The sequence below is a fragment of the Mycobacterium sp. TY815 genome, from assembly GCF_030755135.1.
Taxonomy (GTDB): domain Bacteria; phylum Actinomycetota; class Actinomycetes; order Mycobacteriales; family Mycobacteriaceae; genus Mycobacterium.
Window position 1 is genome coordinate 939,396 of sequence record NZ_JAUFRX010000002.1, and the last position, 23,386, is coordinate 962,781.

At 66.0% G+C, this 23,386-nt stretch carries 25 protein-coding genes, 1 tRNA gene and 1 pseudogene; 14 read left to right on the plus strand and 13 right to left on the minus strand.

The genetic code is table 11. The annotated features are described in order from the left end of the window. Positions 1 to 3 precede the first annotated feature (3 nt). The 11 genes from QXK92_RS23790 to QXK92_RS23840 all read right to left on the minus strand — a co-directional run bounded on the left by QXK92_RS23790 (position 4) and on the right by QXK92_RS23840 (position 8,872). The gene (locus tag QXK92_RS23790) at positions 4 to 864 is read right to left on the minus strand and encodes an ABC transporter permease (protein ID WP_306245714.1); all 861 of its coding nucleotides are present in this window, start codon (positions 862 to 864) and stop codon (positions 4 to 6) included. A 1-nt stretch (position 865) separates the two neighbouring features. Further along, the gene (locus tag QXK92_RS23795; protein ID WP_371934595.1) at positions 866 to 1,642 is read right to left on the minus strand and encodes an MlaE family ABC transporter permease; all 777 of its coding nucleotides are present in this window, start codon (positions 1,640 to 1,642) and stop codon (positions 866 to 868) included. Between the two features lie 447 nt (positions 1,643 to 2,089). Next, positions 2,090 to 2,761, minus strand: a complete 672-nt coding sequence (locus QXK92_RS23800; RefSeq protein WP_306245716.1) for a TetR/AcrR family transcriptional regulator — start codon at positions 2,759 to 2,761, stop codon at positions 2,090 to 2,092. 134 nt (positions 2,762 to 2,895) lie between these two features. Next, positions 2,896 to 3,213 (minus strand): hypothetical protein, encoded by a 318-nt coding sequence (locus tag QXK92_RS23805; protein ID WP_306245717.1) that lies wholly within the window; start codon positions 3,211 to 3,213, stop codon positions 2,896 to 2,898. A gap of 141 nt (positions 3,214 to 3,354) precedes the next feature. After that, on the minus strand, positions 3,355 to 3,723 hold the full coding sequence (locus QXK92_RS23810) for a hypothetical protein (RefSeq protein ID WP_306245718.1): 369 nt from the start codon (positions 3,721 to 3,723) through the stop codon (positions 3,355 to 3,357). Positions 3,724 to 3,915: 192 nt separating this feature from the next. Then, positions 3,916 to 4,650 (minus strand): hypothetical protein, encoded by a 735-nt coding sequence (locus QXK92_RS23815; RefSeq protein WP_306245719.1) that lies wholly within the window; start codon positions 4,648 to 4,650, stop codon positions 3,916 to 3,918. Further along, positions 4,647 to 5,573 carry a vWA domain-containing protein gene (locus tag QXK92_RS23820; RefSeq protein ID WP_306245720.1) on the minus strand — a complete coding sequence of 309 codons (927 nt, stop codon included), beginning with the start codon at positions 5,571 to 5,573 and terminating at the stop codon, positions 4,647 to 4,649. Before QXK92_RS23820 ends, QXK92_RS23815 begins: the two co-directional genes overlap by 4 nt. After that, positions 5,570 to 6,541 (minus strand): hypothetical protein, encoded by a 972-nt coding sequence (locus QXK92_RS23825; protein WP_306245721.1) that lies wholly within the window; start codon positions 6,539 to 6,541, stop codon positions 5,570 to 5,572. The genes QXK92_RS23820 and QXK92_RS23825 overlap by 4 nt, the downstream gene beginning before the upstream one ends. Beyond that, a complete protein-coding gene (locus tag QXK92_RS23830) occupies positions 6,532 to 7,005 on the minus strand; it encodes a hypothetical protein (protein WP_306245722.1) in 474 nt (157 codons plus the stop codon). The genes QXK92_RS23825 and QXK92_RS23830 overlap by 10 nt, the downstream gene beginning before the upstream one ends. Continuing rightward, positions 6,995 to 7,861: a DUF58 domain-containing protein gene (locus tag QXK92_RS23835; RefSeq protein WP_306245723.1), complete on the minus strand. Its 867-nt coding sequence runs from the start codon at positions 7,859 to 7,861 to the stop codon at positions 6,995 to 6,997. The genes QXK92_RS23830 and QXK92_RS23835 overlap by 11 nt, the downstream gene beginning before the upstream one ends. Before the next feature lie 9 nt (positions 7,862 to 7,870). Continuing rightward, positions 7,871 to 8,872, minus strand: a complete 1,002-nt coding sequence (locus QXK92_RS23840) for a MoxR family ATPase (protein WP_306245724.1) — start codon at positions 8,870 to 8,872, stop codon at positions 7,871 to 7,873. A gap of 55 nt (positions 8,873 to 8,927) precedes the next feature. Here QXK92_RS23840 and QXK92_RS23845 point away from each other — a divergent pair, with 55 nt between their 5' ends. Continuing rightward, positions 8,928 to 10,235: a sorbosone dehydrogenase family protein gene (locus QXK92_RS23845; RefSeq protein WP_371934586.1), complete on the plus strand. Its 1,308-nt coding sequence runs from the start codon at positions 8,928 to 8,930 to the stop codon at positions 10,233 to 10,235. 17 nt (positions 10,236 to 10,252) lie between these two features. Here the strand turns inward: QXK92_RS23845 and QXK92_RS23850 are convergent, their stop codons facing one another. After that, a complete protein-coding gene (locus QXK92_RS23850) occupies positions 10,253 to 10,819 on the minus strand; it encodes a dihydrofolate reductase family protein (RefSeq protein ID WP_306246462.1) in 567 nt (188 codons plus the stop codon). 170 nt (positions 10,820 to 10,989) lie between these two features. Between QXK92_RS23850 and QXK92_RS23855 the strand changes: the two genes are divergently transcribed. The 8 genes and pseudogenes from QXK92_RS23855 to QXK92_RS23885 all read left to right on the plus strand — a co-directional run bounded on the left by QXK92_RS23855 (position 10,990) and on the right by QXK92_RS23885 (position 18,616). Continuing rightward, on the plus strand, positions 10,990 to 12,243 hold the full coding sequence (locus tag QXK92_RS23855) for a hypothetical protein (protein ID WP_306245726.1): 1,254 nt from the start codon (positions 10,990 to 10,992) through the stop codon (positions 12,241 to 12,243). 123 nt (positions 12,244 to 12,366) lie between these two features. After that, positions 12,367 to 12,912, plus strand: coding sequence for a hypothetical protein (locus tag QXK92_RS23860; protein ID WP_306245727.1), 546 nt, complete (start codon positions 12,367 to 12,369; stop codon positions 12,910 to 12,912). Between the two features lie 11 nt (positions 12,913 to 12,923). Next, on the plus strand, positions 12,924 to 14,261 hold the full coding sequence (locus tag QXK92_RS23865; RefSeq protein WP_306245728.1) for a serpin family protein: 1,338 nt from the start codon (positions 12,924 to 12,926) through the stop codon (positions 14,259 to 14,261). 38 nt (positions 14,262 to 14,299) lie between these two features. Then, positions 14,300 to 14,425 (plus strand): annotated as a pseudogene (locus QXK92_RS34145) (zinc-ribbon domain-containing protein); the annotation flags it as partial. 174 nt (positions 14,426 to 14,599) lie between these two features. Continuing rightward, complete coding sequence (locus tag QXK92_RS23870) at positions 14,600 to 16,039, plus strand: DUF6777 domain-containing protein (RefSeq protein WP_306245729.1); 1,440 nt, start codon at positions 14,600 to 14,602, stop codon at positions 16,037 to 16,039. Positions 16,040 to 16,137: 98 nt separating this feature from the next. Further along, entirely contained in the window at positions 16,138 to 16,959 is an 822-nt protein-coding gene (locus QXK92_RS23875) for a hypothetical protein (RefSeq protein WP_306245730.1), read from the plus strand. 438 nt (positions 16,960 to 17,397) lie between these two features. Beyond that, the gene (locus tag QXK92_RS23880) at positions 17,398 to 17,709 is read left to right on the plus strand and encodes a hypothetical protein (protein ID WP_306245731.1); all 312 of its coding nucleotides are present in this window, start codon (positions 17,398 to 17,400) and stop codon (positions 17,707 to 17,709) included. A 202-nt stretch (positions 17,710 to 17,911) separates the two neighbouring features. Further along, positions 17,912 to 18,616, plus strand: coding sequence for a hypothetical protein (locus tag QXK92_RS23885; protein ID WP_306245732.1), 705 nt, complete (start codon positions 17,912 to 17,914; stop codon positions 18,614 to 18,616). Between the two features lie 216 nt (positions 18,617 to 18,832). Here the strand turns inward: QXK92_RS23885 and QXK92_RS23890 are convergent. After that, positions 18,833 to 18,906: transfer RNA gene (locus QXK92_RS23890), tRNA-Leu, on the minus strand. A gap of 362 nt (positions 18,907 to 19,268) precedes the next feature. On the opposite strand from QXK92_RS23890, the gene QXK92_RS23895 reads away from it, so the two are divergent. The 5 genes from QXK92_RS23895 (at position 19,269) to QXK92_RS23915 (ending at position 23,385) form a co-directional block, all read left to right on the plus strand. Then, positions 19,269 to 20,150, plus strand: coding sequence for a PE domain-containing protein (locus tag QXK92_RS23895; RefSeq protein WP_306245733.1), 882 nt, complete (start codon positions 19,269 to 19,271; stop codon positions 20,148 to 20,150). A 52-nt stretch (positions 20,151 to 20,202) separates the two neighbouring features. Then, positions 20,203 to 21,390 (plus strand): PPE family protein, encoded by a 1,188-nt coding sequence (locus QXK92_RS23900; protein ID WP_306245734.1) that lies wholly within the window; start codon positions 20,203 to 20,205, stop codon positions 21,388 to 21,390. Between the two features lie 119 nt (positions 21,391 to 21,509). Continuing rightward, entirely contained in the window at positions 21,510 to 21,806 is a 297-nt protein-coding gene (locus QXK92_RS23905) for a WXG100 family type VII secretion target (protein WP_055581207.1), read from the plus strand. A 32-nt stretch (positions 21,807 to 21,838) separates the two neighbouring features. Next, positions 21,839 to 22,123, plus strand: coding sequence for a WXG100 family type VII secretion target (locus QXK92_RS23910; RefSeq protein WP_055579135.1), 285 nt, complete (start codon positions 21,839 to 21,841; stop codon positions 22,121 to 22,123). A gap of 488 nt (positions 22,124 to 22,611) precedes the next feature. Beyond that, the gene (locus tag QXK92_RS23915; protein ID WP_055581208.1) at positions 22,612 to 23,385 is read left to right on the plus strand and encodes a response regulator transcription factor; all 774 of its coding nucleotides are present in this window, start codon (positions 22,612 to 22,614) and stop codon (positions 23,383 to 23,385) included. The last annotated feature ends 1 nt before the right edge of the window (position 23,386 follow it).

Consider the following 23,386-nt stretch of genomic DNA (forward strand, 5'->3'; position numbering starts at 1 on the left):
CGGCTACACCGTGAGGTTGAAGTTCGGGTTTTTGCCGTAGACGGCCATCGCGGTCAGCACGACCACGACGACGATGGTGATCAGCGACAGCCGCATCGACCGGCCGACCGCCTCACCGACGCCGACCGGCCCGCCGTGGGCGGTGTAGCCGTAGTAGGAGTGGGTGGTCATCACGACCAACGCGACCAGGATCACCTCGGCGAACGACCAGCCGACGTCGTTGAGGCGCAGGAAGGTATGGAAGTAGTGGTTGTACGTGCCGGCGGACTGTCCGTACAAAAAGACGGTGGTGACCTGCGTGGACACGAAGGCCATGGTGATCCCCAACGCGTAAAGCGGGACGATGACGATGAGACCCGCCACCACCCGGGTGGACGCCAGGAAAGCGACCGACCTGACACTCATCACCTCGAGCGCGTCGATCTCTTCGCTGATGCGCATGGCGCCCAGTTCGGCGGTGGCGCCGGCACCCACCGTGGCTGCCAGCGCCTGACCGGCGGCCACCGGCGCCACGAACCGAACATTGACCATGGCGGCCAAGAAGCCGGTGAAGGCCTCGACACCGATATTCCCCAGTGACGCGTAGCCCTGGATGGCGACCAGCGAACCCGCGGATAGGGTGATGAACCCGACGATGGCGGCCGTGCCGCCGGCCACGGCCATCGCACCCGTCCCCATCCCCATCTGGGCGACCATGCGTATCAGTTCTTTGGGGTAGCGGCGCAGGGCGAACGGAATCTGGGCGACCGCCGTCACCGCGAACCAGACCATCTGCCCGATCTCCAGCAACAGCTTGACCGGGGCTTCGCCGTATCGACCGAGGTTTGCCCGGGGAAGCTTGAGATGTGTTGTAGCCGTTGCCATATCAGCGCCCCGTTCCGAATCTGACGCCGATCGTGGTCAGTGCCGCGTTGACCGCGAACAGCGCGATGAAACACAGCACCACCGTCTCGTTGACGGCGGTGCCCAGACCCTTGGACCCGCCGCGGACGATCAAGCCGCGGTAACACCCGACCAGGCCGGCGATCAATCCGAACGTGGCCGCCTTGATATTGGCGATCACCACTTCGGGCAGGCCGGTGAGAGCGGTCAATGTGGAGAGATAGGCACCGCTCGAGACGTTCTGCAGGTACACGCTGAACAGGTATCCGCCACCCAGGCCGACGGCAATCACCAGGCCGTTGAGCAGGACCGCGACGATGGTCGAAGCGACGACGCGGGGCAGCACCAGCCGGTGGATCGGGTCGATGCCGAGCACTTCGAGGGCATCGATCTCCTCGCGGATGGTGCGCGCCCCGAGGTCGGCGCAGATGGCGGTGCCCCCGGCGCCGGCGACCACCAGCACCGTCACGATCGGGCCCAGCTGGGTGACGGCACCGATGCCCGCACCGGCCCCGGAGACGTCGGCCGCGCCGAACTCGGCGAGCAGCACGTTGAGCGTGAAGATGAGCAGCACGGTTTCGGGGATCGACACCGCGATCGTGGGCAGCAGCGACACCCGCATCAAAAACCAGCCGATCCAGATGAATTCGCGCCATTCGAAGGGCCGTTTCAGTGCCTTGGCGGTCAGCACGCACATCCGGAAGAAACCGCCGGCCACCTCGGTGCCCGGCCGTATCCTGTTGCCCACTCGGCGGGCCATGGTGTGCGAGGCAGTCATCGGCGCGAACTTCCGTCGGAGGCCGGCCGAGCAGCGCAGTGAAACCCACTATTGCTCAGCGTATTTCGGGGAGATCGAGTGAGGTGCACGCCTGCCGTCGCACCCTGCCGCAGCGTTACGCGGTGCGGGTGACCGACAGTCCCGGTCCCCACCCTTCGGCTCCATGCCGCCCACGGTTGCGCCACGCCGCAACTATGTCACTAGACCGTACGTGCAGTCAACAGAATCAGAAATACGAATGTCGCGCGGAAGTGACCGCGCCCTCATCGTGGTGAATGACCTGCTGTTTTATGGCGGGTGACCCCTTGGTGGGCGTGCCTCGATACGCCGTGACTAACTACACGTACAGTCAATCAGACCGGGTGTTGCCGGGCGCGCACGCGCGACGCCAAAGTTCTTTTAGCCGTAGGTTTTCGGTGCGCTGACGAGTCAGCCCGGGCCGCTCGTGACCACGGTCAGGCATTCGCGCACCACTGAGACGACGTCCGATGACGGGCTCGCCCACTTGGTCAACCCCAGCCGGTCGAGCAGCAATCCGCCAAGGAACACATCCACGAATGCGGCCCCTACCCGTTCGGGCGTCCGAGAGTCATTGGGGTCGAACCACACCCACATCCACTCGAGCGATCCCCACAGCTGCAGCGCAGCCAGATCGACGTCGACGCTTCGGAATACACCGGATTCGACTCCATTGCGGATCTCATCGATGGTGAGCGCCTGCAGTTGGTGGCGCAGCTTGCGTACCTGTTGCATGGCCGGGTCTTCGGACAACTGCACCACCTCGCGCTGGCTTGCGACGGTGGCGTCGCGGGCCATCACCTGCAGCAGTGCGGAGGTAAAGATGATCGCGGCGATGCGCTCGTGCGGTGCGGATACGCGGTCCCAGACCATGCGCAGCACGTCGAGTTGGTTGGCGAGGTGGGTTTCTTCCAGTTCGCGCAGCATCTGCGCTTTGGTCCCGAAGTGGTGAACGATGGTGCCCTTCGACATGCCGAGTTCGTCGGCGATGTCACCGATATTGGTTCTCTCATAACCACGTTCGGCGACATAGCGGACAAACGCATCGAGGATCTCGCCACGCCTGCCAGGCGATCTGGGCATTGGACACCTTCGGCTTAGACTAACCGTACGAACGGTCTATCATAACCATCGCCGAGTGACCATCCCCTTCGCGACGTCGCCGTTCAGGGCCGATCACGAAGAATCGCGCGTGAACCCCCTTTGGGGACTCGCGGTTACAGAGCCTGCAACGGCCTGCTGCGATTCGTCGGTTCCGGCGCGGTGACGACGTACATGTTCGCGCCGGGAGCTGCCTTGATTTCGCCGGCGGTGTACATCGTCAACAGTTCCCTTCCGTCGCTGTCGGCAATGCACACATAGGTGTCCGTCTCGGGGTCGTAGTCGAAGCTGTCCCAAGCCAGAACGAACGCCAGACAATTGCCGTCGCGATCGGCGACGACAAGTTTGTGCGCGCCGGACTTCTTCAGTAGCTCTGCGTCCTGCGTGCGCCGCTGAGAGACCCCGTTCTTGTGCATCGGTACGCTGTTCAACATCTGTGTGCTCCCTTAGCGAGGTTGTCTCCGTCTGGCCCGGGCGCTCAAGACAATCCCGACCTGGCGGTATTTCGGACATTACCCCGCAATACCGGGCGCTACCAGGGCATTAAGGCCCCTGTCAAGGGGTCGTTCGTCGCCCTAGTCCCCGGATTTCTTCGAGTCCTTTTCGGAATCGTCGTCCTCGTCGTCGTCCTCGTCGTCCGAGTCGTCCTCGTCGTCCGAGTCGTCGTCCTCGTCGTCGTCGTCCGAGTCGTCGTCCTCGGAGTCGTCTTCGTCGTCTTCATCGTCGGAGTCGTCTTCGTCTTCGTCGTCTTCATCTGCGTCGCCCGACTCCCTAGCTTCGTCCAGTTTGTCGGCGTACTTCGTCAACAGCCCGGCGAGCTGACGGGCCTCGTCGGGTTCCAGCGCATCATCGAACAGTTGCTCGTCGCTCTCCGAGACCCGCTCCAGGTACACCGCGTTGTTCTCGACACCGACATCCCAGCGGCCGCCCTCTTGATGAACCATTCGATGCCCTCCCTGTTAGTCGCCGGATCCAAGGCGCGGCAGGCCCGCGCTGGCAACGTGATTACCCACTTCTGCCCGGGCGCAGTCGCCAGTCCCGGCGGCATTGAGACTGCGCCGGCGGCGGCCGCCACTCGCACGACCCTCAGCGCAGGGTCAACCCAGGAGCGGCGCAGGGTGAGCCCAGCAGCGGGCCTAACCCGGCGGGGCCGCTCCCGCCGCGTCCTGCAGCACCTGCTGCAGCTTGTCCAGCGGATCGCCGTCGGTCGGGTCGAGCCGGCGTGGCGGGATATCGCGGCCGTCGGCCGATACGGCGACCGGCAGTGGGAGCGCCACCGGGGCGGGCGGCGGAGGCGGCGGCGGGGCCTGCGCGGGCGCGGCCGGCGGGGCATTCAGCGCATTCCGCTTGTCGGCCAAACGATTTGCGGCATCGCGGCGGATGGTCTGCCGCCGTGTGTCCGGGTCGCTGTTGTCGGCGAAGCACACCGGCGGCGCGTCACCGACGACGCTCAGCGCGCTCGCATATCGTTCGTCGGCGCGGGATCGGTCACCGGCCGCGGCGGCGCGGTCACCCTGGGCTTCGCGGACCAGTTCCAGGTTGACCCGCACCGGACAGGAACCTGCGACATCGGTGCGCGCGAGAGCAGCGGTGAAGTCCGCGTCCGCCTCCTCGAGCCTTCCGTCGAGCACGGCGGCGGCGCCCGCGGCAAACGACGCCTTCGCGGGCTCGACCAGGTTGGCCACGCCCAGCACCGCCGCATCGTCGCGCACCGCACCCGCGTCGCCGCGCCCGAAATCCGAAGCCGCCCAATCCCCGGCCACCACAACCGATATCAGCTTCGCCGCTACCAGCACCATGAGTAGGGCCAGCGGCGCCGAGTAGATCAGCAGCCGCCGTCGCAGCCGCAGCCGTGCCGGTCGCAGCGTCATGCCATGTCCCGCCGGGTCAGGCGGCCGCGCCGGAATTCGCGGACCGACAGATAGATTTCGCCCAGCAGCAATACCGCCGCAAGCAGCGCGGGCAGCCAGTACAACTCGAGCGCGGCGCCGGCCTCGGCCCGGGTCCCGGCGCCACTCGGCCGATCGGGCAGGTCCGGCTGGAAGGGCTGACCGGGTTCGCGGTGCTGGTAGGGCACGACGAGTTGGCCTGCGATCTTGCGCAACTGGGCTTCGTCGATGGTGCGGCCGTAGCCGAGCACTGCTCCCCCGTCGACCGAAACGCTGGCGAAGTCGCCTTGCGGTACGGTCGACCCGGGTGCACCGGAACCGAAATACAGCACGACATTTCGCGTACCCGGATACTGTTGGGCCGCTTGGATGAGCTGGTAGCGCAGCACGTTGCCGGCGGCCGAGGCATCGACGTCGACTCGCGCATTCGGACCGCCGCGGTAGGCATCCAGCGCCGCGATGGTGGGTCGCAGACTCCAAACATCCTCGGACAGCGGCCAGTCCAACGTGGCCCGCGCGGCGAAGTCGATGAGGGCATACCGCGCCGCCGGATAGCGCTTGATCAACGCCGCGATGTCGTCACGCATGCCGGCGATCCGGGCCTGGTCGCCATAATCATCGACGCCCGAGTCCACAGACCGGTCCACGATCAGAAAGACATTGAGGTTCTCCCCTGCCGCGGCCGTGGTGCCCGCGCGGGTTCTGTCGTCGGGGAGTGCGGGCCGGGTAGCGGCGGCGATCACCAGCAGCACCGCCAGCGTCACGCCGCCCCAGCGCAGCACGGTGCGGGTACGGCGGCTTCCCGCCCCGAGCAACACCTGGCGCAGCGCCACCAGGCGGGCCAAGACCAGCGCGCCGGCGACGACGGCGAAAATAGGCCAGGGCAGCACGGGTTCAAACGTCATCGGCGCAACCCCATCAGCGCCACGGACAGCACGGTCGCCGAGAACAACGCGATCGCCAACGGCACCACCGGAGCATCCGCAGCGTCCGCCGTGGCAACCGCGCCGCCCGCCGGGCGCCCTGACCGGGTGTGCGAGCGGATGTCGTCGAGGGCCCCGGTCACCGACTCCGGCACCAGGTAGCGCCCGCCGGTCTGCTCGGTGAGCGCGAGCAATGAGCCGCTCTTCGGGGAGGGAGCCGTGTCGACGACGTTGAGTTGGACTCCGCCCCGCTCGGCCAGCTGCCGCACCGCGTCTCCGGTGAACAGCGCGGCACGTTGTTCGCCCGGCACGCGCATATCCGACGGGCCCAGATAAATGACCGAACGCCGGTGCGTGCCGCGCTGCTCGAAATGCGGGAAACCCGAGATACAGAGTGCCAGAACATCTTCCACGCTGGTCGCATAGTCGGTGTACGGCACCGCCGGAGCGAACGACGCCGACTGCAATCGCGGTGCGCGGGCATACTCGCCGAATCGTGAGACGGCATATTGGTGATCGCGCGTCAACGGCACCAACCGGCGGTTCACCGACGTCAGACCGATACGTTGAGTTTGCGGCGACGAACCGGCCTGCTGCGCAAAGTAGTCGAGCATCTCCACCGTCGCACGATCCGGCAGCGGCTGCCCGACACACAGCATGATGTCCTCGGCGGGCGCGGCGTCGAAATCCTCACCGGCCGCGGCCGGACGGGAAGCCGCCCACATGGCCGCGCAGAACATCACCGTCAGCACGACCAGGGTCACGATCGTCGACAGGGAGCGCAGCCGGGCAACCTTGGCGTATTCGGGCAACCGGGTCAGTCGTGCGATGTTGGCCAGTGGACGTAACCGCCGGCGGGCAGCGGTCATCGGCAGCACCGCAGCCAGCACGACGACGATGACGAAGCAGCCCGATCCGACGGCTGCTAACGGCCACCACTTCAGGTCCACGAGCGGATCAACTCCTGCGCCCTGGAACTGACCTCGCCGATGTCCACGGAGGTCTCGGTGTTGAACTGCGCATCGTCGAGCAGTGTCAGCAAGGGTGCGGCCGCCCCGAGCTCCCCGTCAGCCAGCGCGCCGACATGCAGATACTGGGCCCTGGTCCCCGTCGCCTGATGCAGAAAGCTGCGTACCGCCTGGCTGATCGCCGCGCCGGTCTGCGGCGTCGACAAAAGTCCGGCGTGGTGCTCGGAGGCAAGGCGCTGCACGCGGCGGGCGAAGCGTTCCCGGATCACGCGGGCGTGCATCCGCCGTACCACAGGGATGCGACGCAACCGGTGCGATGGCAGCGTCCACACGAAAACTCCTGCATACCAACCACATACCGCCAGCACCAGCAGCACCGCCCACACCAGCCACTGCGACGAGTAGGGCTGCGGACCGAACACGTAGTGCAGCAGGTCATCCGGCACGGCCGGCCGCCTCGGTCAGGCCGACGAGTTCGCGGCGGATGTCAGCACTGCCGGCGATCGTGGCGTGCGTGATCGCCCGCCGGGTCAGGAACTTTGCGAGGCGCTCGCGCCGGGCGGCCTCGGCTCGGCGGTAGGCGGCGACGACTCGCGGACCGAGGTCGGCGCCGTTCAGGACGAAGCGGCCGGTGGCGACGTCGTAGCCGTCGGTGTTGTCGGGACCGACCGCGGGCATGTCCGACACCATCGCCCAGAGGATGTCGTGGCGCCCGCTCAACCTGATGAGTACTCCGTTGAGTTCCTCGTCGACATCGGGTTCGTCGGAGACCACGACGATCAGCATGGTGTGGCGGTAATGCGTTGCGACGTAATCGAGTTGAGCGGCGATGCGGCTGGGACCGGGGCCGGTCATGGAGTGCTGGTACCAGCGGTGCAGCAGTCCCTCCACGTGCATTTCGCCGCGGCGCTGCGGGATGTTCACCGAACCGCGGCTGTCACCGAAGACCATCCCGATCTGATCGGAACGGCGCAGGCCGATCAGGCCGATCGCACCCATGACGTGCGCGGCGACGTCACGCTTGTACTCGCCGCTGGGGGCCAGTGCCGACATATTGCGGCCGGCGTCGGCGACCAGCAGGAGCTTGTGGTGTTTCTCGGAGACGAATCGTTTGATGAGGACGCTGCCCGAGCGGGCCGAGGCCTTCCAGTCGATGTCGCGGACGTCGTCGCCGGGAACGTATGGACGTAGATCGTCGAATTCCATGCTGCGCGTGTGTGACAGGGCGTAGCGGCCGCCTTCGAGCAGACCACGGGTGTCGGTGCCGAAGTGCGCCTTGGCCCGGTTGAGATGTTTGCCCAAGGCCGGGACTCAGGGCACCCGGACGGCCCGCAGCGCGGCGTCGATCACGGTCTCGGGAGTGACGTTGGCACTGGCGGCTTCGAATCCGAGGATGAGCCGGTGCCGCAGCACCCGGTGCGCCAGCTTGGCGATGTCCTCCGGCAGCACGTGGGCGCGCCCGGACAGCACCGCCTGGGCACGCGCCGCTTTGCAGAAGGCGATCGTCGCGCGCGGGCTGGCCCCGTACTCGACCAGGCGCGCGATCTGCTTGGGCAATGCCTTGCCGGGGTGGCGGGTCACGTCGACCAGCTGGCTGGCGTACAGCATCAGCGCCCGGTCCATGTAGACGTGGCGAACCACGTCCTGCAGACGCAGCACGTCATCGAGGCTGACGACCGGCGCGGCGGTCCGCCGCGTGTCATAGACCCCGGCGTCGATCCGCGACATCACCTCCACCTCTTCCTCGGGCGAGGGGTAGCGCACGATCTCCTTGAGCAGGAACCGGTCGGTCTGCGCTTCCGAGAGCGGATAGGTGCCTTCCTGGTCGACGGGATTCTGGGTGGCGATGACCAGGAACGGGTCGGTGAGTGGATGCACCTGGCCGGCGATCGTGGTCTGGCGCTCCTCCATCGCCTCGAGCATGGCGCTCTGGGTCTTGGCACTGGACCGGTTGATCTCGTCCAGCAGCACGACGTTGGCGTGCACCGGGCCCAGCTGGGTGACGAACGAACTCGTCGCCGAGTCGTAGATCTGCGTGCCGATGATGTCGCTGGGCAGCAGGTCGGGGGTGCACTGGATGCGTTGGAAGCGGCCGTGGATGGACTCGGCGAGCACCTTGGCGGCGGTGGTCTTGGCCAGTCCAGGGACGCTTTCCAGCAGGACGTGGCCACCGGCGAGCAGTCCGATCAGCAGCGATTCCCGCAGGTCAGGCTGCCCGACGATCTTTGCGGCGAACGCCTCCGAGATGGCGTCGACGATCTGCCGGATGCCGTCGAGCTCGCGCTGATCCGGTTGCGTTCGCGATGTAGTCATATGCCCGCCTTTATACCCGGGCGCCCGGCTGCCACACATCGGCTTGCTCGTGTTGATGACGGTCGCCCCGGGTATCCCTGCTGACGTGCGAGTCCCGCCGCGTGCACTGCCGGCCATCTCCCTGATCGCGATCCTTGTGCTGGCGGGGTGCTCGAATCCGCGACAATCCGCATCCCCATCCGGGGTTCCGGCGCCGGCGTCAGGCAGGCTGGTGGCCGCTCCCGTCGCCGTCGCCCCCGATCTCGCGCAGGCACCGCTGGACCGGCCCCGCCAGGCGCTGATCCCCGACGGTTGGACGATCGCCGTCTGGGCGCGAATTCCTAAGGCGCGCTTGGAAACATGGACGCCCGACGGCGCGCTGCTCGTGTCGGTGCCGAGCCGTGGGCAGATCGTCGAGTTGACACCTGGCGCCGCACCCCGACAGTCGACGCTGCTCGTGGGTCTTGATCAGCCGCACGGCATGGCATTCGCGGGTTCGACGCTCTACGTCGCGGAGAGCGATCAGATCGACGCCTACGACTACGCCGATGGCCGGGCCGTCAACGGCCGGACCGTCGCAGCCGGTCTTCCCGATGCGCGCAGCCCCGATCTGCACGGCGCCTACGCACACGCGCTGAAGAGCGTGACCGTCGGGCCCGACGGCGCGGTGTACTTCTCGGTCGGTTCGACGGGAAACATCACGGCGCAGGACCGTACCGCGAACCCGCCCAGGGCGACGATTATGCGGATTCCGCCCGGCGGCGGGCCGGCGCAGCCGTTCGCGACGGGGGTGCGCAACGGAACCGGCCTTGCCGTCGCCCCGGACGGCTCGGTGTGGACGGCGGTCAACAACCGCGACAACACGCCTGACCCGCATGGCCGCGTCGACGTCGGCTACGTCAACGACCATCCGCCGGAGTCACTGGCACGGTTGACGTCCGGCCGCGACCTGGGCTGGCCATTTTGCAATCCCGACGGGGGGCCGGCGAATCTGCCGTTCGTGCGCGACATGTCGACCAACAAGGACGGATCCGCGATGGACTGCCAGGCCCTGCCGCCGGTAGAGCAGAGCATGGGCGCTCACTCGGCGCCACTGGGTTTGTCCTTCACCACCGGCGTGTTGCCGCCGCCGTATGCGGACGGCGCGCTGGTCGGCATTCACGGGTCGTGGAACCGCAAGCCGCCGCGCGCGCCCGAGGTGTCGTTCTTCCCGTGGCGCCATGGCGGCCTCGGCGACCAGCAGACCCTGGTGGGTGGCTTCCAGACCGACGACGGTTCCCGATGGGGCCGCCCGGTGGCCGCCGTGGTGGGGCCGGACGGTGCGGTGTACATCAGCGACGACGACGCGGGCGCTGTCTACCGGTTGGCGCCGCCGGGACGGTAAACCACCCCGGCGCCCGATCAGTCGTTTTTCGCCTCGTAGCGCAGCAGTACCGCGCCGCCCGGGAAGGTGCGGTTCTCCAGCAGTCGCAGTGAGATCCATGACGGCAGTGCCGGAAAGAACGGTGTGCCGCCGCCCACCGCGGTGGGCGCGATCACGATGCGGTACTCATCCACCAGTCCGGCCTGCACGATCGGTGCGGCCAGCGTCGCGCCAACCACCTCGAGCCTGCCGTCGGTTTCGGCTTTCAGCTTCGTCACCACCTCGACCGGGTCACCGCGTTCCAGGCGCGAGTTCCAGTCGACGGACTCCAAGGTCCGCGAGAACACCACTTTGGGCATGTCGCGCCAGATGTGGGCGAAGTCGACGATCAGCGGAGTGGCGTCCGGTGCCTTGTCGGCGGTCGGCCAATAGGCGGACATCAGTTCGTAGATCCGGCGTCCGTAGAACGACAGGGCGGTCTCCCGCTCGAAGTCGTTCCAATACTGGTGCAGTTCTTCGCTCGGTTCGGACCAGTCGATGCCGCCGTGCGCGTCAGCGATGTACCCGTCCACCGACACGTTGAAGCCATAGATGAGTTTGCCCATACAGATCAGACTGCCCTGGCGGACAAAACTCATTGCGGCGCGTTGAGTACGTGCTCCTCCGTTGACCCGCGGGGCCGCTTCCGACGGCCAGGCTGAACAGCTCCAAAGTGGCCGTACTGATTCCCACGACTTCGAATGCGCACAGCCAACACGGCGTTACGGTGATGGCCATGAACACGGCGCACCGTGGTCGGTGGGCTGCACTGCTAGCCGTGCTGGTACTGACCGCGTGTCAGCCGGCGAGCAGGACCAACCCGACCACCACGCCCACGGACACAACAGCGACGTCTGCGACGACTGCCCCGAAGATCGCGGGCGCCTTGTTCTACACGAAAGCCGGGGCGCTGTATGTCAGCGAACCCGCCGGCGCCCCCGGCCGCAAACTGACAGACGGACCGGCAGACGCGCAACCGGCGCCCTCCCCCGACCTCGCGCACGTGGCCTTCGTCCGGAAAGCAACAGCCTCCGACTACGGCGGTGAGCTGTGGGTGCTCGACCTTTCACCGCAACTCACACCTCTCGCGCCACCCCGGCGCCTGGTGGACCCGGCCGGCCTTCCGCATGGCAGTGGCGACCGCCCCCCGATGGTCGCCAGGCCCCGATGGTCGCCGACCGGACAACATGTGGCCTTCGTCGGCAACCCGACTGACGGGGCGGTGGAGGGAGGCATCCTGCTCGTCGCGGCGGCCAACACGGGAGAGATCACGCCCAGACCAAAGGCTGCCTCCGAATCCGCCACCGCCTGGGCGCCGTTCGCCGAACCCGCCTTCGCGTGGGCACCCGACGGCAGCCACATCGCCTGGTTGGACGAACGCAGCGACGTCCGGCCGACGAACGTCAACGCCCTGGCCGTCGGCGGCGAATCCACGCCTGTCGCCACCGGTACGAACGCCTCCTCGGTGATCTACGCCAGGGATGGGCGGACGATCCTGTTCACCAACGGGGACACCTCGGATTCGGTCATGTTCCCCAAGAACCCCTTCACCCTGCGCACGGGTGGCGTCTATTCGGTCGCCGCCTCCGTCGAAACCGGTGCGACACCGGCCGCGCCCACTCCGCTGTTCACCGCTCAGGGTTGGTCGTATCGCGACATGACGATCCTGGACTCCGGTGCGGTGGCCTTCACGGCACAACGAGTCGGGCGAAATGCCCCTACTTCGAAGGCGATTCAGGTGCTCGACAAAGGTTCGTCGGTGCCACGCACGACGGTTTCCGAAGTCCCGACCACGTCGATTTGTCAGAGCACCCCGCGGGGTGGACGGGTTTGTTACGCCGGCCAGGAACCAGCGTGGGGCGCCGGCAACGTCCTTGCCTACCTTGATAATTCGCCAGAAGTGCACCTCATCTTCACCGATGCCGAAGGGCGTGACCCAAAACAGGTCGACACCGGTGTGGACAGCTTTGCCTTCCCGCCAGTTCCCTGACGATCGCAAATAGGGTCCTTAAGCCCTATCGGTGGCACAAACTGCGTCCTTAGGGTGAGCGGTTGTCGAGGGGTTGCGGAAAGGCGGCTGCCGTTGTCCGGATCAGTATTCAGAGCCTTCGCTGTGACCGTGGTGGGGGCGACCGCGTTACAACTCGCCGGCTGCACGAGTGGCAACCGCCCGGCCGCACCATCGACGCCGTCCACGTCAGACAGCACACATTCGATCTCGATAGCATCCTCATCCACCGATGGCAGTCCGGCGAGCTTGCCCGCCCACTTAGAAATCCGGAACGGCGATCTGGTTTCCGACTGCCGAATCAACGCGAATTTGTTGACCTGCAACGAAACTCTCAAGAACCTCAAGCCGACGCAGTCGTACACGGGCACGATGACCGGGAAGGTGTCCGGGTTCACGGCGAACGGGTCCGCGAGGTCGTACGCGACGAACCCAGATCCGCAGAGCCCCGAATGCACCAGCACCACCGAAATGTCGGGCCCCATCACCTATGTCTTTCGCCCCGATGGAACCCTTTCGGCGCGTTGGGGTCCGTACCAGCGGAAGTTCACCAACAGTTGCCTCACCGCCCAGCCGGAACCCAATCCGGGTGAAGACCCGACCCGCGAACCGATATCTGAGTGGACCGCCACGTGGGCGCCCATCACGTAGGTGCCCAGCCGATGAAGCGGATCAACGAGGCACTTCGCCGTCGACTTCATCTTCTCGTCGCGGTGTGCGTCGCGCTGTCCGCGGTCGGCTGCACGACGGGTGGCCAACACGGTCCAGGTGCGACGACGACGGGGGCACAGCCACAACACACCCGGTCGAACCTGCCCTACAACGACAACCCCAACGTGTCGGCGGCCGATGAGCAACGTTTCATCAACGGCGCCAACGCTTTTGGATTGGACGTCTTCAGACGAGTCACGGCAGGTGGCAATGTCGTATTTTCCCCGCTGAGCCTCAGCGTCGCGATGTCGATGGCCTACGCGGGTGCCGCCGGCGACACCGCCGCCCAGATGAAATCCGTTCTGCGCGACCCGTTCGGCGACGACACCTATTTCCGCGCGGTCAATCAGCTGCTGATCGCTCTGCGCTCGCGCAGCCGGGGCGGAATCTTCGAGGGTGATCCCCGCAGCATCGAACTGTCGCTGGTGGACGCGACCTTTACGGCACGCGACCTCTCGACCCGCCCTCGATTCCTCGACATCCTCTCGACGCAGTACAACGCCGGGGTACACGCGGCCGACTTCAAAGCCGACGCCGAGGGCGAGCGGCTCAACATCAACAAATTCGTCAGTGCGGCGACCAAGGACCTGATCACGGATCTGATCCCGCGAGTCGATCCCCCGCTCATCGACCGCAACTCTCGCGCGGTTCTGGTCAACGCCGCGTACCTCAAAGCAAGCTGGCGAAAGTCCTTTGATCCGAAGCTGACCGCCGACGGCGCCTTCCGGATCGCGCCAGGGTCACCGGTCACCGTGCCGATGATGCATGACCCGGTGCGGTCGATGCCCTACTTCTCCGGTCCGGATTTTCAGGCCGCGACGTTGCCGTATATCGGCGACGATCTCGAGATGATGATCGTGCTGCCAACCGAGGGAAGGCTTGCGGCGGTTCGCAACAGCATGGACGACATCTGGATGCGCAATGTTCTCGGCTCCCGCACGGATACTTACGTCGACTTCCGAATGCCCAAATTCCGGGTTACCTGGGGCAGCGAGATCTTCGACCAAACTCTGATCGACATGGGCATGCCCACCGCGTTCGACCGCCAACGGGCGGACTTCTCGAACATGAGCGATGAGCAACTCGCGATCTCCTCGGTCCTGCAGAAGGCTTATGTGGGGGTCGACGAACTGGGAACGGTCGCGGCGGCCACATCGGCGGTCACCGGAGGAGGAATGGGACCAACACCCGAGACGATCACTCTGAATATCGATCATCCGTTCCTGTTCGCCATCGTCGACAAGACGGGGGCCGTCTTGTTCACGGGACAGGTGACCGACCCTCGCTGATCGCGTCAGTCGGCCGGGGGACGGGCACGGGCTTTCAGATGACCTTGGTCTCTATTAACCCGACTGATCAATGCTTACCTTCGGCCTGTGTGACGGATCGTTTCTGTTCCTCCTGCGGTACTCCGCACCAGCCTGACGCGCAGTTCTGCGCGAACTGCGGGCATGCGTTGGGCGAAACCCCCTCGGCTGAGCCCCCGGCCCCGTCCCCTGCGCCCAGCGCAGAAACCGCGCCCCCAGGGCCCTCCGCGCAGACCGCCGATGACGCGTCGGGTCGGCACACGCGCCGAACCCGGCTTCTCTTCGCGGTTGCGCTGATACTCATCGTCGGTCTCGCCGCCGTGATCACGCTGTACTTCACCCGTTCCTCCCGCCAGTCCGGTGAGCTCTTCCTCGAGTCCGCGACCTCGACCGGCGCCAATCCGTTCACGGACTCGACCGCCGCAGCGACCGGGTCGGCAGGGACGACAGGGACGACAGGGACCACCCCGACCAGCGCCGGAACGACACCCACCGGAGGCCGGACGGTCGTCGGGACAGTCGCCGGAAACACCGTCGGCCTCTATGGCGGCACCCTCAGCGAGGCGTCCTGTGACCGCGAGAAGCAGATCGCCTTCCTTCAGGCCAACCCCGACAAGGCCGCCGCCTTCGCTTCCGTCCTCGGCATCACCCCCAGCCAGATACCGGACTATCTGCGCAGCCTCACCCCCGTGGTGCTACGCCAAGACACCCGGGTCACCAACCACGGCTTCGTGAACGGAACGGCCAGCGCGTTTCAATCGGTGCTCCAAGCAGGCACCGCCGTACTGGTCGATAAGCACGGGACTCCCCGGGTCCGCTGCATGTGCGGCAACCCGCTCACACCCGCCGCGGCGATCGAAGGTGATGTGCGCTACCGGGGGCAGACCTGGCCGGGATTCGCCCTGAACCGGACGGTCGTGGTCAACAACGACCTCACCATCAACATCGATATCTTCGTCCTCCTGGACACCGTGACCGGCGGTTGGTTCGACCGGCCCGCCGGAACGGACGGCGACCTGGACAGACCACACGACGGCGGCGGAACGACCACCGGCGGGTCCGGCACGGGCGGAGGCGCCGGACTCTGCGCCGACACGTACGAGGGCGCGGTGAATCGACTGCTCGCCTTCCGACGCAACAACGACCGGGCGGGCGCCGGCATGTGCGGTTCAATCCCGGTTCTTGACTACTTGTGGCGCCTGACTGACGATTTCGCCCGCACCTTGCGGATCGACCATTGCGAAGAAGGCAATAAGGGGCTGCTGCCGCCGAACATCCAGGGTTACGCCTGCACCATGTCGAACAATGCGATCTTCGTCGTCGAGTTGGTGCCCCAGGGTCCTCGGAACTGGATCGTCACCTACGTCGCCCTGGTCGAAGGTCGTACCTCGACGACGGGCACGCCCCCGGCCGAGTCGGGCTGCGGATCGCCGCATGCATCCTTCAGCCCCACGACCTCCGACGAGAAGACGCTCGTCAGCTATTTCACGGCGATCAACGGCAAGGACTACCCGACGGCGTGGAACCTTCTCGGCAGCAAGCTCCAGTCCGAGTGGGGGTCCCAGCAGGCGTTCGCAGCCGGGATGGCCGAGCACATCAGCTGCGTTCGTGTGCTCGACATCAAGGCCGTCGGCGATCACGAGTACCAGCTGCAATTCGCGGCCCTGTACAACACGCCGTTCCCTGCGGGCAGCGGGCAGCTCCAGACCTTCTGGACGGTGTCCGGCGGCAAGATCGTCTCATCCGGCACCGGACCCTAGGAATCTTCGCCATGCTGGGAAATCGTCACGTTTGCATTCAAGGCGGGTGCGGTCGTCGCCGCCTTCAGCCCGCTGCGGGCGCGATTCTGGCCGTTGCCATGGTGGTGATCGCGAGTTGCACCCATGCCGGTAACGACCACCCCGCCACTACGACGAGCCGGCAATTCACCCACCCCGGTGGCGCCGACGAAGTGGTGATCGAAGTCTCCCGCGGCGGCGGGCTGGTGCTGCCCGTCGTGCGCGTCGGCGACACGCTGCCCCGCGTGTGGATCTCGGGGGACGGCCACTACCTCCGGCAGGTCGCCGGAGCGACCGACAACCCGGCACTCGTCACGTTGGAGGATCGACGAATCCCCGAAGCCACCCTGCAGAACCTGCTCACGGAGGCGAACAACGCCGGACTCCTCGCCGACTCACCAGACTTCGGCGCTCCGAAAATCTTCGATGCCGTCAACACCCGCATTCTCGCCGTCACCGACGGCAAGCGCCACAACGTGCTGGTACGCGCGCTGGGGTATCCCGTTTCCGATCTCGACGCCGCCACCGTCGCCGCGCGTGAGCGCGTTTCGCGCTTCATCGACCTGCTCGAGCATCCGGAGCGCATCGCCGGTGCCGGCGCTCCGCACACCTACACACCGGCGGGCGTGTCGGTGTGGGTGCTCGGACCGGCACCGGCCTCGACGTCCGCGCCTGCGGCGACGTGGCCGCTCGGCGACCTGGCCACGGTCGGCACGCCGACAGACTGGCCCGCTCCGTCGGCCCGGTGCCTCGTCGTGGCCGGCGACGACCTTCGCGCCGTGGACGCGTCGGCGGCCGGGACGAGCCGCAGCGCGCCATGGCATTCAGGCAATGGACTATGGCAGATCGCGATGCGGCCGCTGCTGCCGGACGAACACACCTGCGCCGACGTCGGGAAGTAACAACACGGCCAGCAACCACGTCACCTACATCCCCGGCCTTGCTGGGCGGTAGTGACGGTCAGCCGAAAGTTATTACGCTACAGCATAATTGGCTGAAATCCGGCAGCGGCGACTGGGCCGGATGGGGCCGGTCGCCTGATCCGCCGGGGCTGCGCCGCCGTGGGTGCAGCAGACGCTGGTGCCCCGAATCGTCGACTCGAGGCATTAATCACCATTCTTTCGCTTTGCAACGCAACGGTTTTGGTCATCGGAATCGAGCCGCCGACCCTCGTGTCCGCTACGTCATCGCCGACGACGTCGCAAATACCAATCTTCTTGCAGACAAGGGCCACACGTTCGCCGTCTCTGAGGCTTCCCGCAGATAGGGACCAATGTCCCTATTTGCCGAGTGGGTCTCATCGTTAGCTTGGGCGGTGCACGGCAAATCGAGGGAGGAACATGTCCGCAAAGTTCGTGTCAAAGTCCACGGTCGCCGCGGCTGCTGTGTCCGGGATCATTGCGTTCGGGATCGGCATGGCCGTCCCATCGGGTATCGCGGCGGCCGAGCCGCCGGGTTGCGTGGAGTCTGCAGGGCTGACGGCATTCGGACTTCCGTTGGAGCCGGAGTCGATCTCGTCCTGCGAGTCGGAGCGAGACACCTGTCTGGCCATGCACCGAAAGGAAGACGTCTGGGGCAACCCCTACATCCCAGCCGACGACTACAGCACCTGCATGAAGGGCTACTGGTACTGCAAGAACAATCAGGGCTGACATCTCCATCCCCGCGTTGCTGATCACGCCGATCGCCCCTACGTGAGCACCCATGACTTCCAACGGGACCGTCATGCCATGGCGGGCGCGAATACGGCAACATCACGGCCCTGGACTCGGACCCCCACGGCGCTGCGGCACTCCGAGAGTTGTTCGATAGCAACGGGTTGTACGACGGGACCATCATTTACGCTCCGAAGTTGTGAGCCAACCTTCGCTCGTTAGGCCAATTTGGGCGGCTCGGTCGTCACTGCGCGCGGTCTGGGTTGCAGCCGGCGAGTCCACAGAATGGATTGCTCGTCGTACAGACACCTTGCTTGTCGAGTTGGGGGCGGCGTTGGAAATTTCCGGGTGGGAAACGCCCCAGCATGAACGCTGGGAAGGGCCGTTGAATGCGCTGATCGGCGTTGTGGAGAGACACGTTACGGTCGGCACATTCGGAAACAAGGAACCCGAGAGTGGCTATCTGTTCACAGTGTCAGGTATCAGCCAGCAAATCGGGCTCCACGTCCAGGTCTCAGCGGGTTCGCAATCGACGGGCAGGCGCATTCCGCTGCATTCCTTGACCGTCGATCTGCGCGAGCTGGTGTCCGGCGGCGTGACGGGGCCAGTTGGTGACACATTGTGCGCGGCTGTGGCCGAAACATGGAAACCGCTGACCCTGAGTCTGTCCGACCCGCTAGTGAATCGAACAGCTCGTCGAGGCGGATGGAGGATCCCCGTTGGTTACCGAACCTGGGTCAACGCGGAGGTTGGAACACTCAACCATCTAGAGGAGGGTCTGGCCTCTTTTGGGCTAGCCGCAGGAACGCTCATCTCGGCCCCCGATGATTGGTCCGCAGACCGCGTCGTGGCGGCGATGACCGCAACACTGGCCGCCAATGGCCTGGACGAAATCCCTCACTAAGTCATTCGAGCAAAGAGGTCAAACGAACAGCGGCTGGGCCACAAGACGGCCACTCTGGCATTGGACCGCTACGGCCACCTCTTTCCCGACGACCTGGGCAGTATCGCGGACGCTTCCGACGCTGCCGCAGAAACTGCTGAGGACGATCTCCGGACGAATCTCGCTCTGCGGTGAGTCACGTCCGACGAAAAACTCGCCTGAACAGTACTTTTCTCGTGCCCCCAGTCGGACTCGAACCGACACTGGGCGGATTTTAAGTCCGCTGCCTCTGCCAATTGGGCTATGGGGGCTTGCACGACAAACAGTGGCGAATCTAGCGTGCGCAGGCCAGATCCGGGACGCTGCATACCCCCGAAACGCTAGCGTGCGCGACAACCCCTTTCTATGTAAGATCGCGCGCCGCGCGCCCACCGAGGCCGCCGGACCCCCTCGGCAAGATGACACGGCCGTATCGCCCGCCAAGAGCTTGTTAAAACTGCGAGCGCCCTCGTTAAGAAGCCGTAAACGTCCGTCACCCTGCGCTTTTCGACCATAACTGTGGAGCCCGGGCTAGTTAGCGTTACGCCAACGCACAGGGGCCGGTACGCAAACACACAGGGACGACCAGGGGATTTCAACGGTCGTCATGTCTTTCACACCAAAGGAGCAATAGATGTCATTTCTGACAGCAGTGCCCGCAGAATTGGCCGCCGCGGCGGCGCAGCTCGGAGCGATCACCAGTAGCCTTGCGGCGCAGAACGCAGGTGCCGCGGCCCCGACCACCGCGATAGCTCCCGCCGCCGCTGACCAGGTCTCCATCATGCAATCGGGCATCTTCACCGCTTATGGCGCGCTCTACCAGCAGATCGCCGCGGAAGCCCAGGCCTTGCAAGAGCAGTTTGTGCAGACGCTGGGGCTGAGCAGTGGGACCTACGAGTCGTCCGAGGCGGCGAACGCGGCCGCGGCTACCTTGACTGACGCCGCGTCCGCCGCGGCCGCCGCACCGGCAGCCTCTTCCCCGGTCGACGACTTCATCACCCAGGTCGCCACACTGCTAGGCGGTCCGGTTACCAGCTTCGGCGGTCAGCCGCTGAACCCGTCGAGCAACATGGCCAACATCGCGAGCTACGAAATCGGCAACTTCGCCTCGGCCTCGTCGAACATGTTGGGCCTGACCAGCGGTGGCCTGTTCCCAGAAGGCTTCGGTGTCCCCGAGGACATCGCGGCCGACGCGGCCATCGAGGGCGCCGCGATCGAGGGCGGCCTGACGGGCGCTGGTGGCGCCGTCGGCCCCGTCGCTGCCAGCGTCGGCAGCTCCACGCTGGTCGGGGCGATGTCGGCCCCACCGAGCTGGGCCGCCGGAGCGACCCTGGTGTCCAGCACCGCACCTTCCGCGCTGTCCAGTGCCGGCATCTCGGCTGCTCCCGCGGCCGCGGCCGGCGGCATCTACCCCGGCGTCCCGGGCCTGGCCTCGGCCGCGCGCAACAGTGCAGGTTTCGGCGCACCGCGCTACGGCGTGAAACCCATCGTCATGCCCAAGCTGACGGCCGTCTAAGCCGACGCACCCACCAGCGACCACCAACAAGCCGACAGAAACGGGATAGCAAATGTCTTACGCAGGTTTTCCCCCCGAGATCAACTCCGGGCTCATGTACAGCGGCGCGGGAGCCGGACCGCTGATGGCTGCTGCCGCGGCCTACAACAACCTGGCCGCGGAGGTGAGCACGGCAGCTGCCCAGTACGAGTCGATCATTACGACACTCACCACCGAGCAGTGGACCGGCGCCGGATCGACATCAGCGGCCGCTGCCGCTCAGCAGAATGTGCAATGGTTGACCACCACCGCAACGGCCTTGGAGCAGGCGGGTATCCAGGCCGCCGCGTCCGCAGCCGCCTACGAAGCGGCATTCACCGCGACGGTGCCCCCGCCGGTGATCGCGGCCAACAGGGCTCTGCTGGCCGCGCTCGTCGCCACAAACTTCCTGGGTATCAACACGCCCGCGATCATGGCGACCGAGGCGCAGTACATGGAGATGTGGGTCCAGGACGTCGTCGCGATGACCACCTACCAGGCCAGCGCAGCGGCAGCGGCGGTTCTTGACCCAATAACTCCGGCGACGCCGAGCACCAACCCCGGCGGTGCGGCCGCCCAGGCCGCCGCCGTGTCGGCTGCCCAGGCGGTCGGCCCCGCTGCGTCCCTGGGCGACATCGTCACCGGCCTGCAGTCCGAGCTCAGCAACCTCGCGCTAGGCACCTCGTCGATCGGGACCGGCCTGTGGAACGCCTTGCCGGTCCCGGTTCAGGAGTTCCTCACTGCGCTGGACGGCTTCCTCGGTACGCCGTTCATCTTCAACGGCATCCAGCAGATCGGTGTCACGGCGTCGTGGTTCATGTTCGCCGCCATCCCGAACGGCATCTTCGCCGCTCACACCATTGACGCCAACATCGCGGCGGCTGCCGCGGAGGCGGCAGTTCCGGCGGCAGCCGCGGCCGAGGGCGCCGCGGCTGGACTGGCCAGCGAGGTGGGGGCCGCCGGTGCGGCAGCCAGCCTGGGCGAGGCCTCTCTCGTCGGCAGCCTGTCGGTGCCGGCCAGCTGGGCCGGTGCCGCCCCGGCAGCCGAGGCTGCTGGAACGGCGCTGGCGGGCAGCGGGTGGACTGTCCCCGAGGAAGCCGCTGCACCCGGAATGATGGCCGGCATGCCCGGCATGGCGGCGGCCGCCAAGGGCGCCGGCGCGGCCGCGGGCCCGCGGTACGGGTTCAGGCCGATCGTTATGCCCAAACAGGTCGTTGTGTGACGCCAGAAAAAAGGGGGGGACAAGTCACTCGTTTAGGCCAGTAATCTGCCGCCGACCCGTAATCTCTACCGCTGGACGGCAAGCTAACGCACGATCACATTCGAGATAGGAGACGAAATATGACAACACGTTTCATGACCGACCCGCACGCGATGCGCGACATGGCGGGCCGTTTCGAGACCCACGCCCAGACCGTCGAGGACGAGGCCCGCCGCATGTGGGCGTCCTCGCAGAACATCTCGGGTGCGGGCTGGAGCGGTCTGGCCTCGGCCACCTCGCTGGACACCATGGGCCAGATGAACACGGCGTTCCGCAACATCGTCAACATGCTGCACGGCGTTCGTGACGGACTGATCCGCGACGCGAACAACTACGAGCAGCAAGAGCAGGCCTCGCAGCAGATCCTCAGCAGCTAAGACTTCAGCAGCCAAGAAAGGGACTTTGGAAAATGACGATCAATTACCAGTTCGGCGACGTCGACGCCCACGGTGCGCTGATTCGCGCCCAGGCCGCCAACTTGGAGGCCGAGCACCAGGCCATCGTTCGCGATGTGCTGGCTGCCGGTGACTTCTGGGGCGGCGCCGGTTCGGTGGCTTGCCAGGAGTTCATCGCCCAGTTGGGCCGCAACTTCCAGGTGATCTACGAGCAGGCCAACGCCCACGGCCAGAAGGTTCAGTCAGCCGGCAGCAACATGGCGCAGACCGACAGCGCCGTCGGGTCCAGCTGGGCCTGACATACGCCTGATCGACGGCGTGGCCGCACACCATCGGTGTGCGGCCACGTTGTTTTCCCGGCGCTTGCCCGTCGGGCCTCGAGTTTGCCAGCAGGCGTCGTCGCGAGCGCCGATCACGATCGGCTCCTAGCCGGACGCGGGTCAAGGTGCCTGTCACCGCACCCGCGGACCGGCCGGCGCACCCGGGTTTCAGGAAGCCGCTGACTCCACGTTCCGCCCAGCAATCGACACAGGTCTGTCGCGCTGGCGATCGATGCTCCCGTTACTTGCCGGCGATTGCCGCCCTTGACTTCACCTCGCGCGCCGCGGCAACCAAAGCTTCTGCATGCCAGCGTTATTGGCGAAAACCACCACATACCGCGGCACGGGCCACGGCGTTAGCCGGCCCCCTGTGACCGCCGCAAGGGAACCGTCAACTAATGTCATTACATTTGAGAAGTCTATGAACGCCGTGACAACCATATGTGTGGTTGAAAGAATGGTCCAATATGACGGCAATGCAGGGATACGCGCGCAGCCAACGTCCACGACAAGCGATCCTGGGCCAGCTGCCCCGGATTAACCGGGCTGACGGCTCACCAATTCGGGTGTTGCTGGTCGACGACGAACCGGCCCTGACCAATCTGGTCAAAATGGCCCTGCACTACGAGGGCTGGGACGTCGAGATTGCGCACAACGGGCGCGAGGCCATCGCCAAGTTCGACCGGATCAACCCCGACGTGTTGGTCCTCGACATTATGCTGCCGGACGTGGACGGTCTGCAGATCCTGCAGCGAGTCCGCGAATCCGAGTCGTACACCCCCACGCTGTTCCTCACCGCGCGCGACTCCGTCATGGACCGGGTCACCGGCCTCACCGCCGGCGCGGACGACTACATGACCAAGCCGTTCAGCCTCGAGGAGTTGGTGGCCCGGCTGCGCGGGCTGCTGCGCCGGTCGAGTCATCTGGCCCCGCCCGCCGACGAGTCTCTGAAGGTGGGCGACCTCAAACTGGACGCGGCCAGCCGGGAGGTCACCCGCGGCGGCACCCCGATGTCGCTGTCGTCGACCGAGTTCGAGCTGCTGCGGTTCCTGATGCGCAACCCGCGACGCGCACTGAGCCGCACCGAGATCCTCGACCGCGTGTGGAACTACGACTTCGCCGGGCGCACCAGCATCGTCGACCTGTACATTTCGTACTTGAGGAAGAAGATCGACGCCGATAGAGAGCCGATGATCCACACCGTTCGTGGCATTGGATACATGCTCCGACCACCGGAATGAG

What these genes read in the sequence shown, in the direction of transcription:
- QXK92_RS23900 (WP_306245734.1), top strand. Translation starts at nt 20,203, where the DNA reads ATGTCTTACGCAGGTTTTCCCCCCGAGATCAACTCCGGGCTCATGTAC.
- QXK92_RS23815 (WP_306245719.1), bottom strand. Translation starts at nt 4,650, where the DNA reads ATGACGCTGCGACCGGCACGGCTGCGGCTGCGACGGCGGCTGCTGATC.
- QXK92_RS23895 (WP_306245733.1), top strand. Translation starts at nt 19,269, where the DNA reads ATGTCATTTCTGACAGCAGTGCCCGCAGAATTGGCCGCCGCGGCGGCG.
- QXK92_RS23875 (WP_306245730.1), top strand. Translation starts at nt 16,138, where the DNA reads ATGGTGGTGATCGCGAGTTGCACCCATGCCGGTAACGACCACCCCGCC.
- QXK92_RS23795 (WP_371934595.1), bottom strand. Translation starts at nt 1,642, where the DNA reads ATGGCCCGCCGAGTGGGCAACAGGATACGGCCGGGCACCGAGGTGGCC.
- QXK92_RS23865 (WP_306245728.1), top strand. Translation starts at nt 12,924, where the DNA reads ATGAAGCGGATCAACGAGGCACTTCGCCGTCGACTTCATCTTCTCGTC.
- QXK92_RS23820 (WP_306245720.1), bottom strand. Translation starts at nt 5,573, where the DNA reads ATGACGTTTGAACCCGTGCTGCCCTGGCCTATTTTCGCCGTCGTCGCC.
- QXK92_RS23805 (WP_306245717.1), bottom strand. Translation starts at nt 3,213, where the DNA reads ATGTTGAACAGCGTACCGATGCACAAGAACGGGGTCTCTCAGCGGCGC.
- QXK92_RS23855 (WP_306245726.1), top strand. Translation starts at nt 10,990, where the DNA reads ATGAACACGGCGCACCGTGGTCGGTGGGCTGCACTGCTAGCCGTGCTG.
- QXK92_RS23810 (WP_306245718.1), bottom strand. Translation starts at nt 3,723, where the DNA reads ATGGTTCATCAAGAGGGCGGCCGCTGGGATGTCGGTGTCGAGAACAAC.
- QXK92_RS23850 (WP_306246462.1), bottom strand. Translation starts at nt 10,819, where the DNA reads ATGGGCAAACTCATCTATGGCTTCAACGTGTCGGTGGACGGGTACATC.
- QXK92_RS23800 (WP_306245716.1), bottom strand. Translation starts at nt 2,761, where the DNA reads ATGCCCAGATCGCCTGGCAGGCGTGGCGAGATCCTCGATGCGTTTGTC.
- QXK92_RS23790 (WP_306245714.1), bottom strand. Translation starts at nt 864, where the DNA reads ATGGCAACGGCTACAACACATCTCAAGCTTCCCCGGGCAAACCTCGGT.
- QXK92_RS23905 (WP_055581207.1), top strand. Translation starts at nt 21,510, where the DNA reads ATGACAACACGTTTCATGACCGACCCGCACGCGATGCGCGACATGGCG.
- QXK92_RS23915 (WP_055581208.1), top strand. Translation starts at nt 22,612, where the DNA reads ATGACGGCAATGCAGGGATACGCGCGCAGCCAACGTCCACGACAAGCG.
- QXK92_RS23880 (WP_306245731.1), top strand. Translation starts at nt 17,398, where the DNA reads ATGTCCGCAAAGTTCGTGTCAAAGTCCACGGTCGCCGCGGCTGCTGTG.
- QXK92_RS23840 (WP_306245724.1), bottom strand. Translation starts at nt 8,872, where the DNA reads ATGACTACATCGCGAACGCAACCGGATCAGCGCGAGCTCGACGGCATC.
- QXK92_RS23910 (WP_055579135.1), top strand. Translation starts at nt 21,839, where the DNA reads ATGACGATCAATTACCAGTTCGGCGACGTCGACGCCCACGGTGCGCTG.
- QXK92_RS23845 (WP_371934586.1), top strand. Translation starts at nt 8,928, where the DNA reads ATGACGGTCGCCCCGGGTATCCCTGCTGACGTGCGAGTCCCGCCGCGT.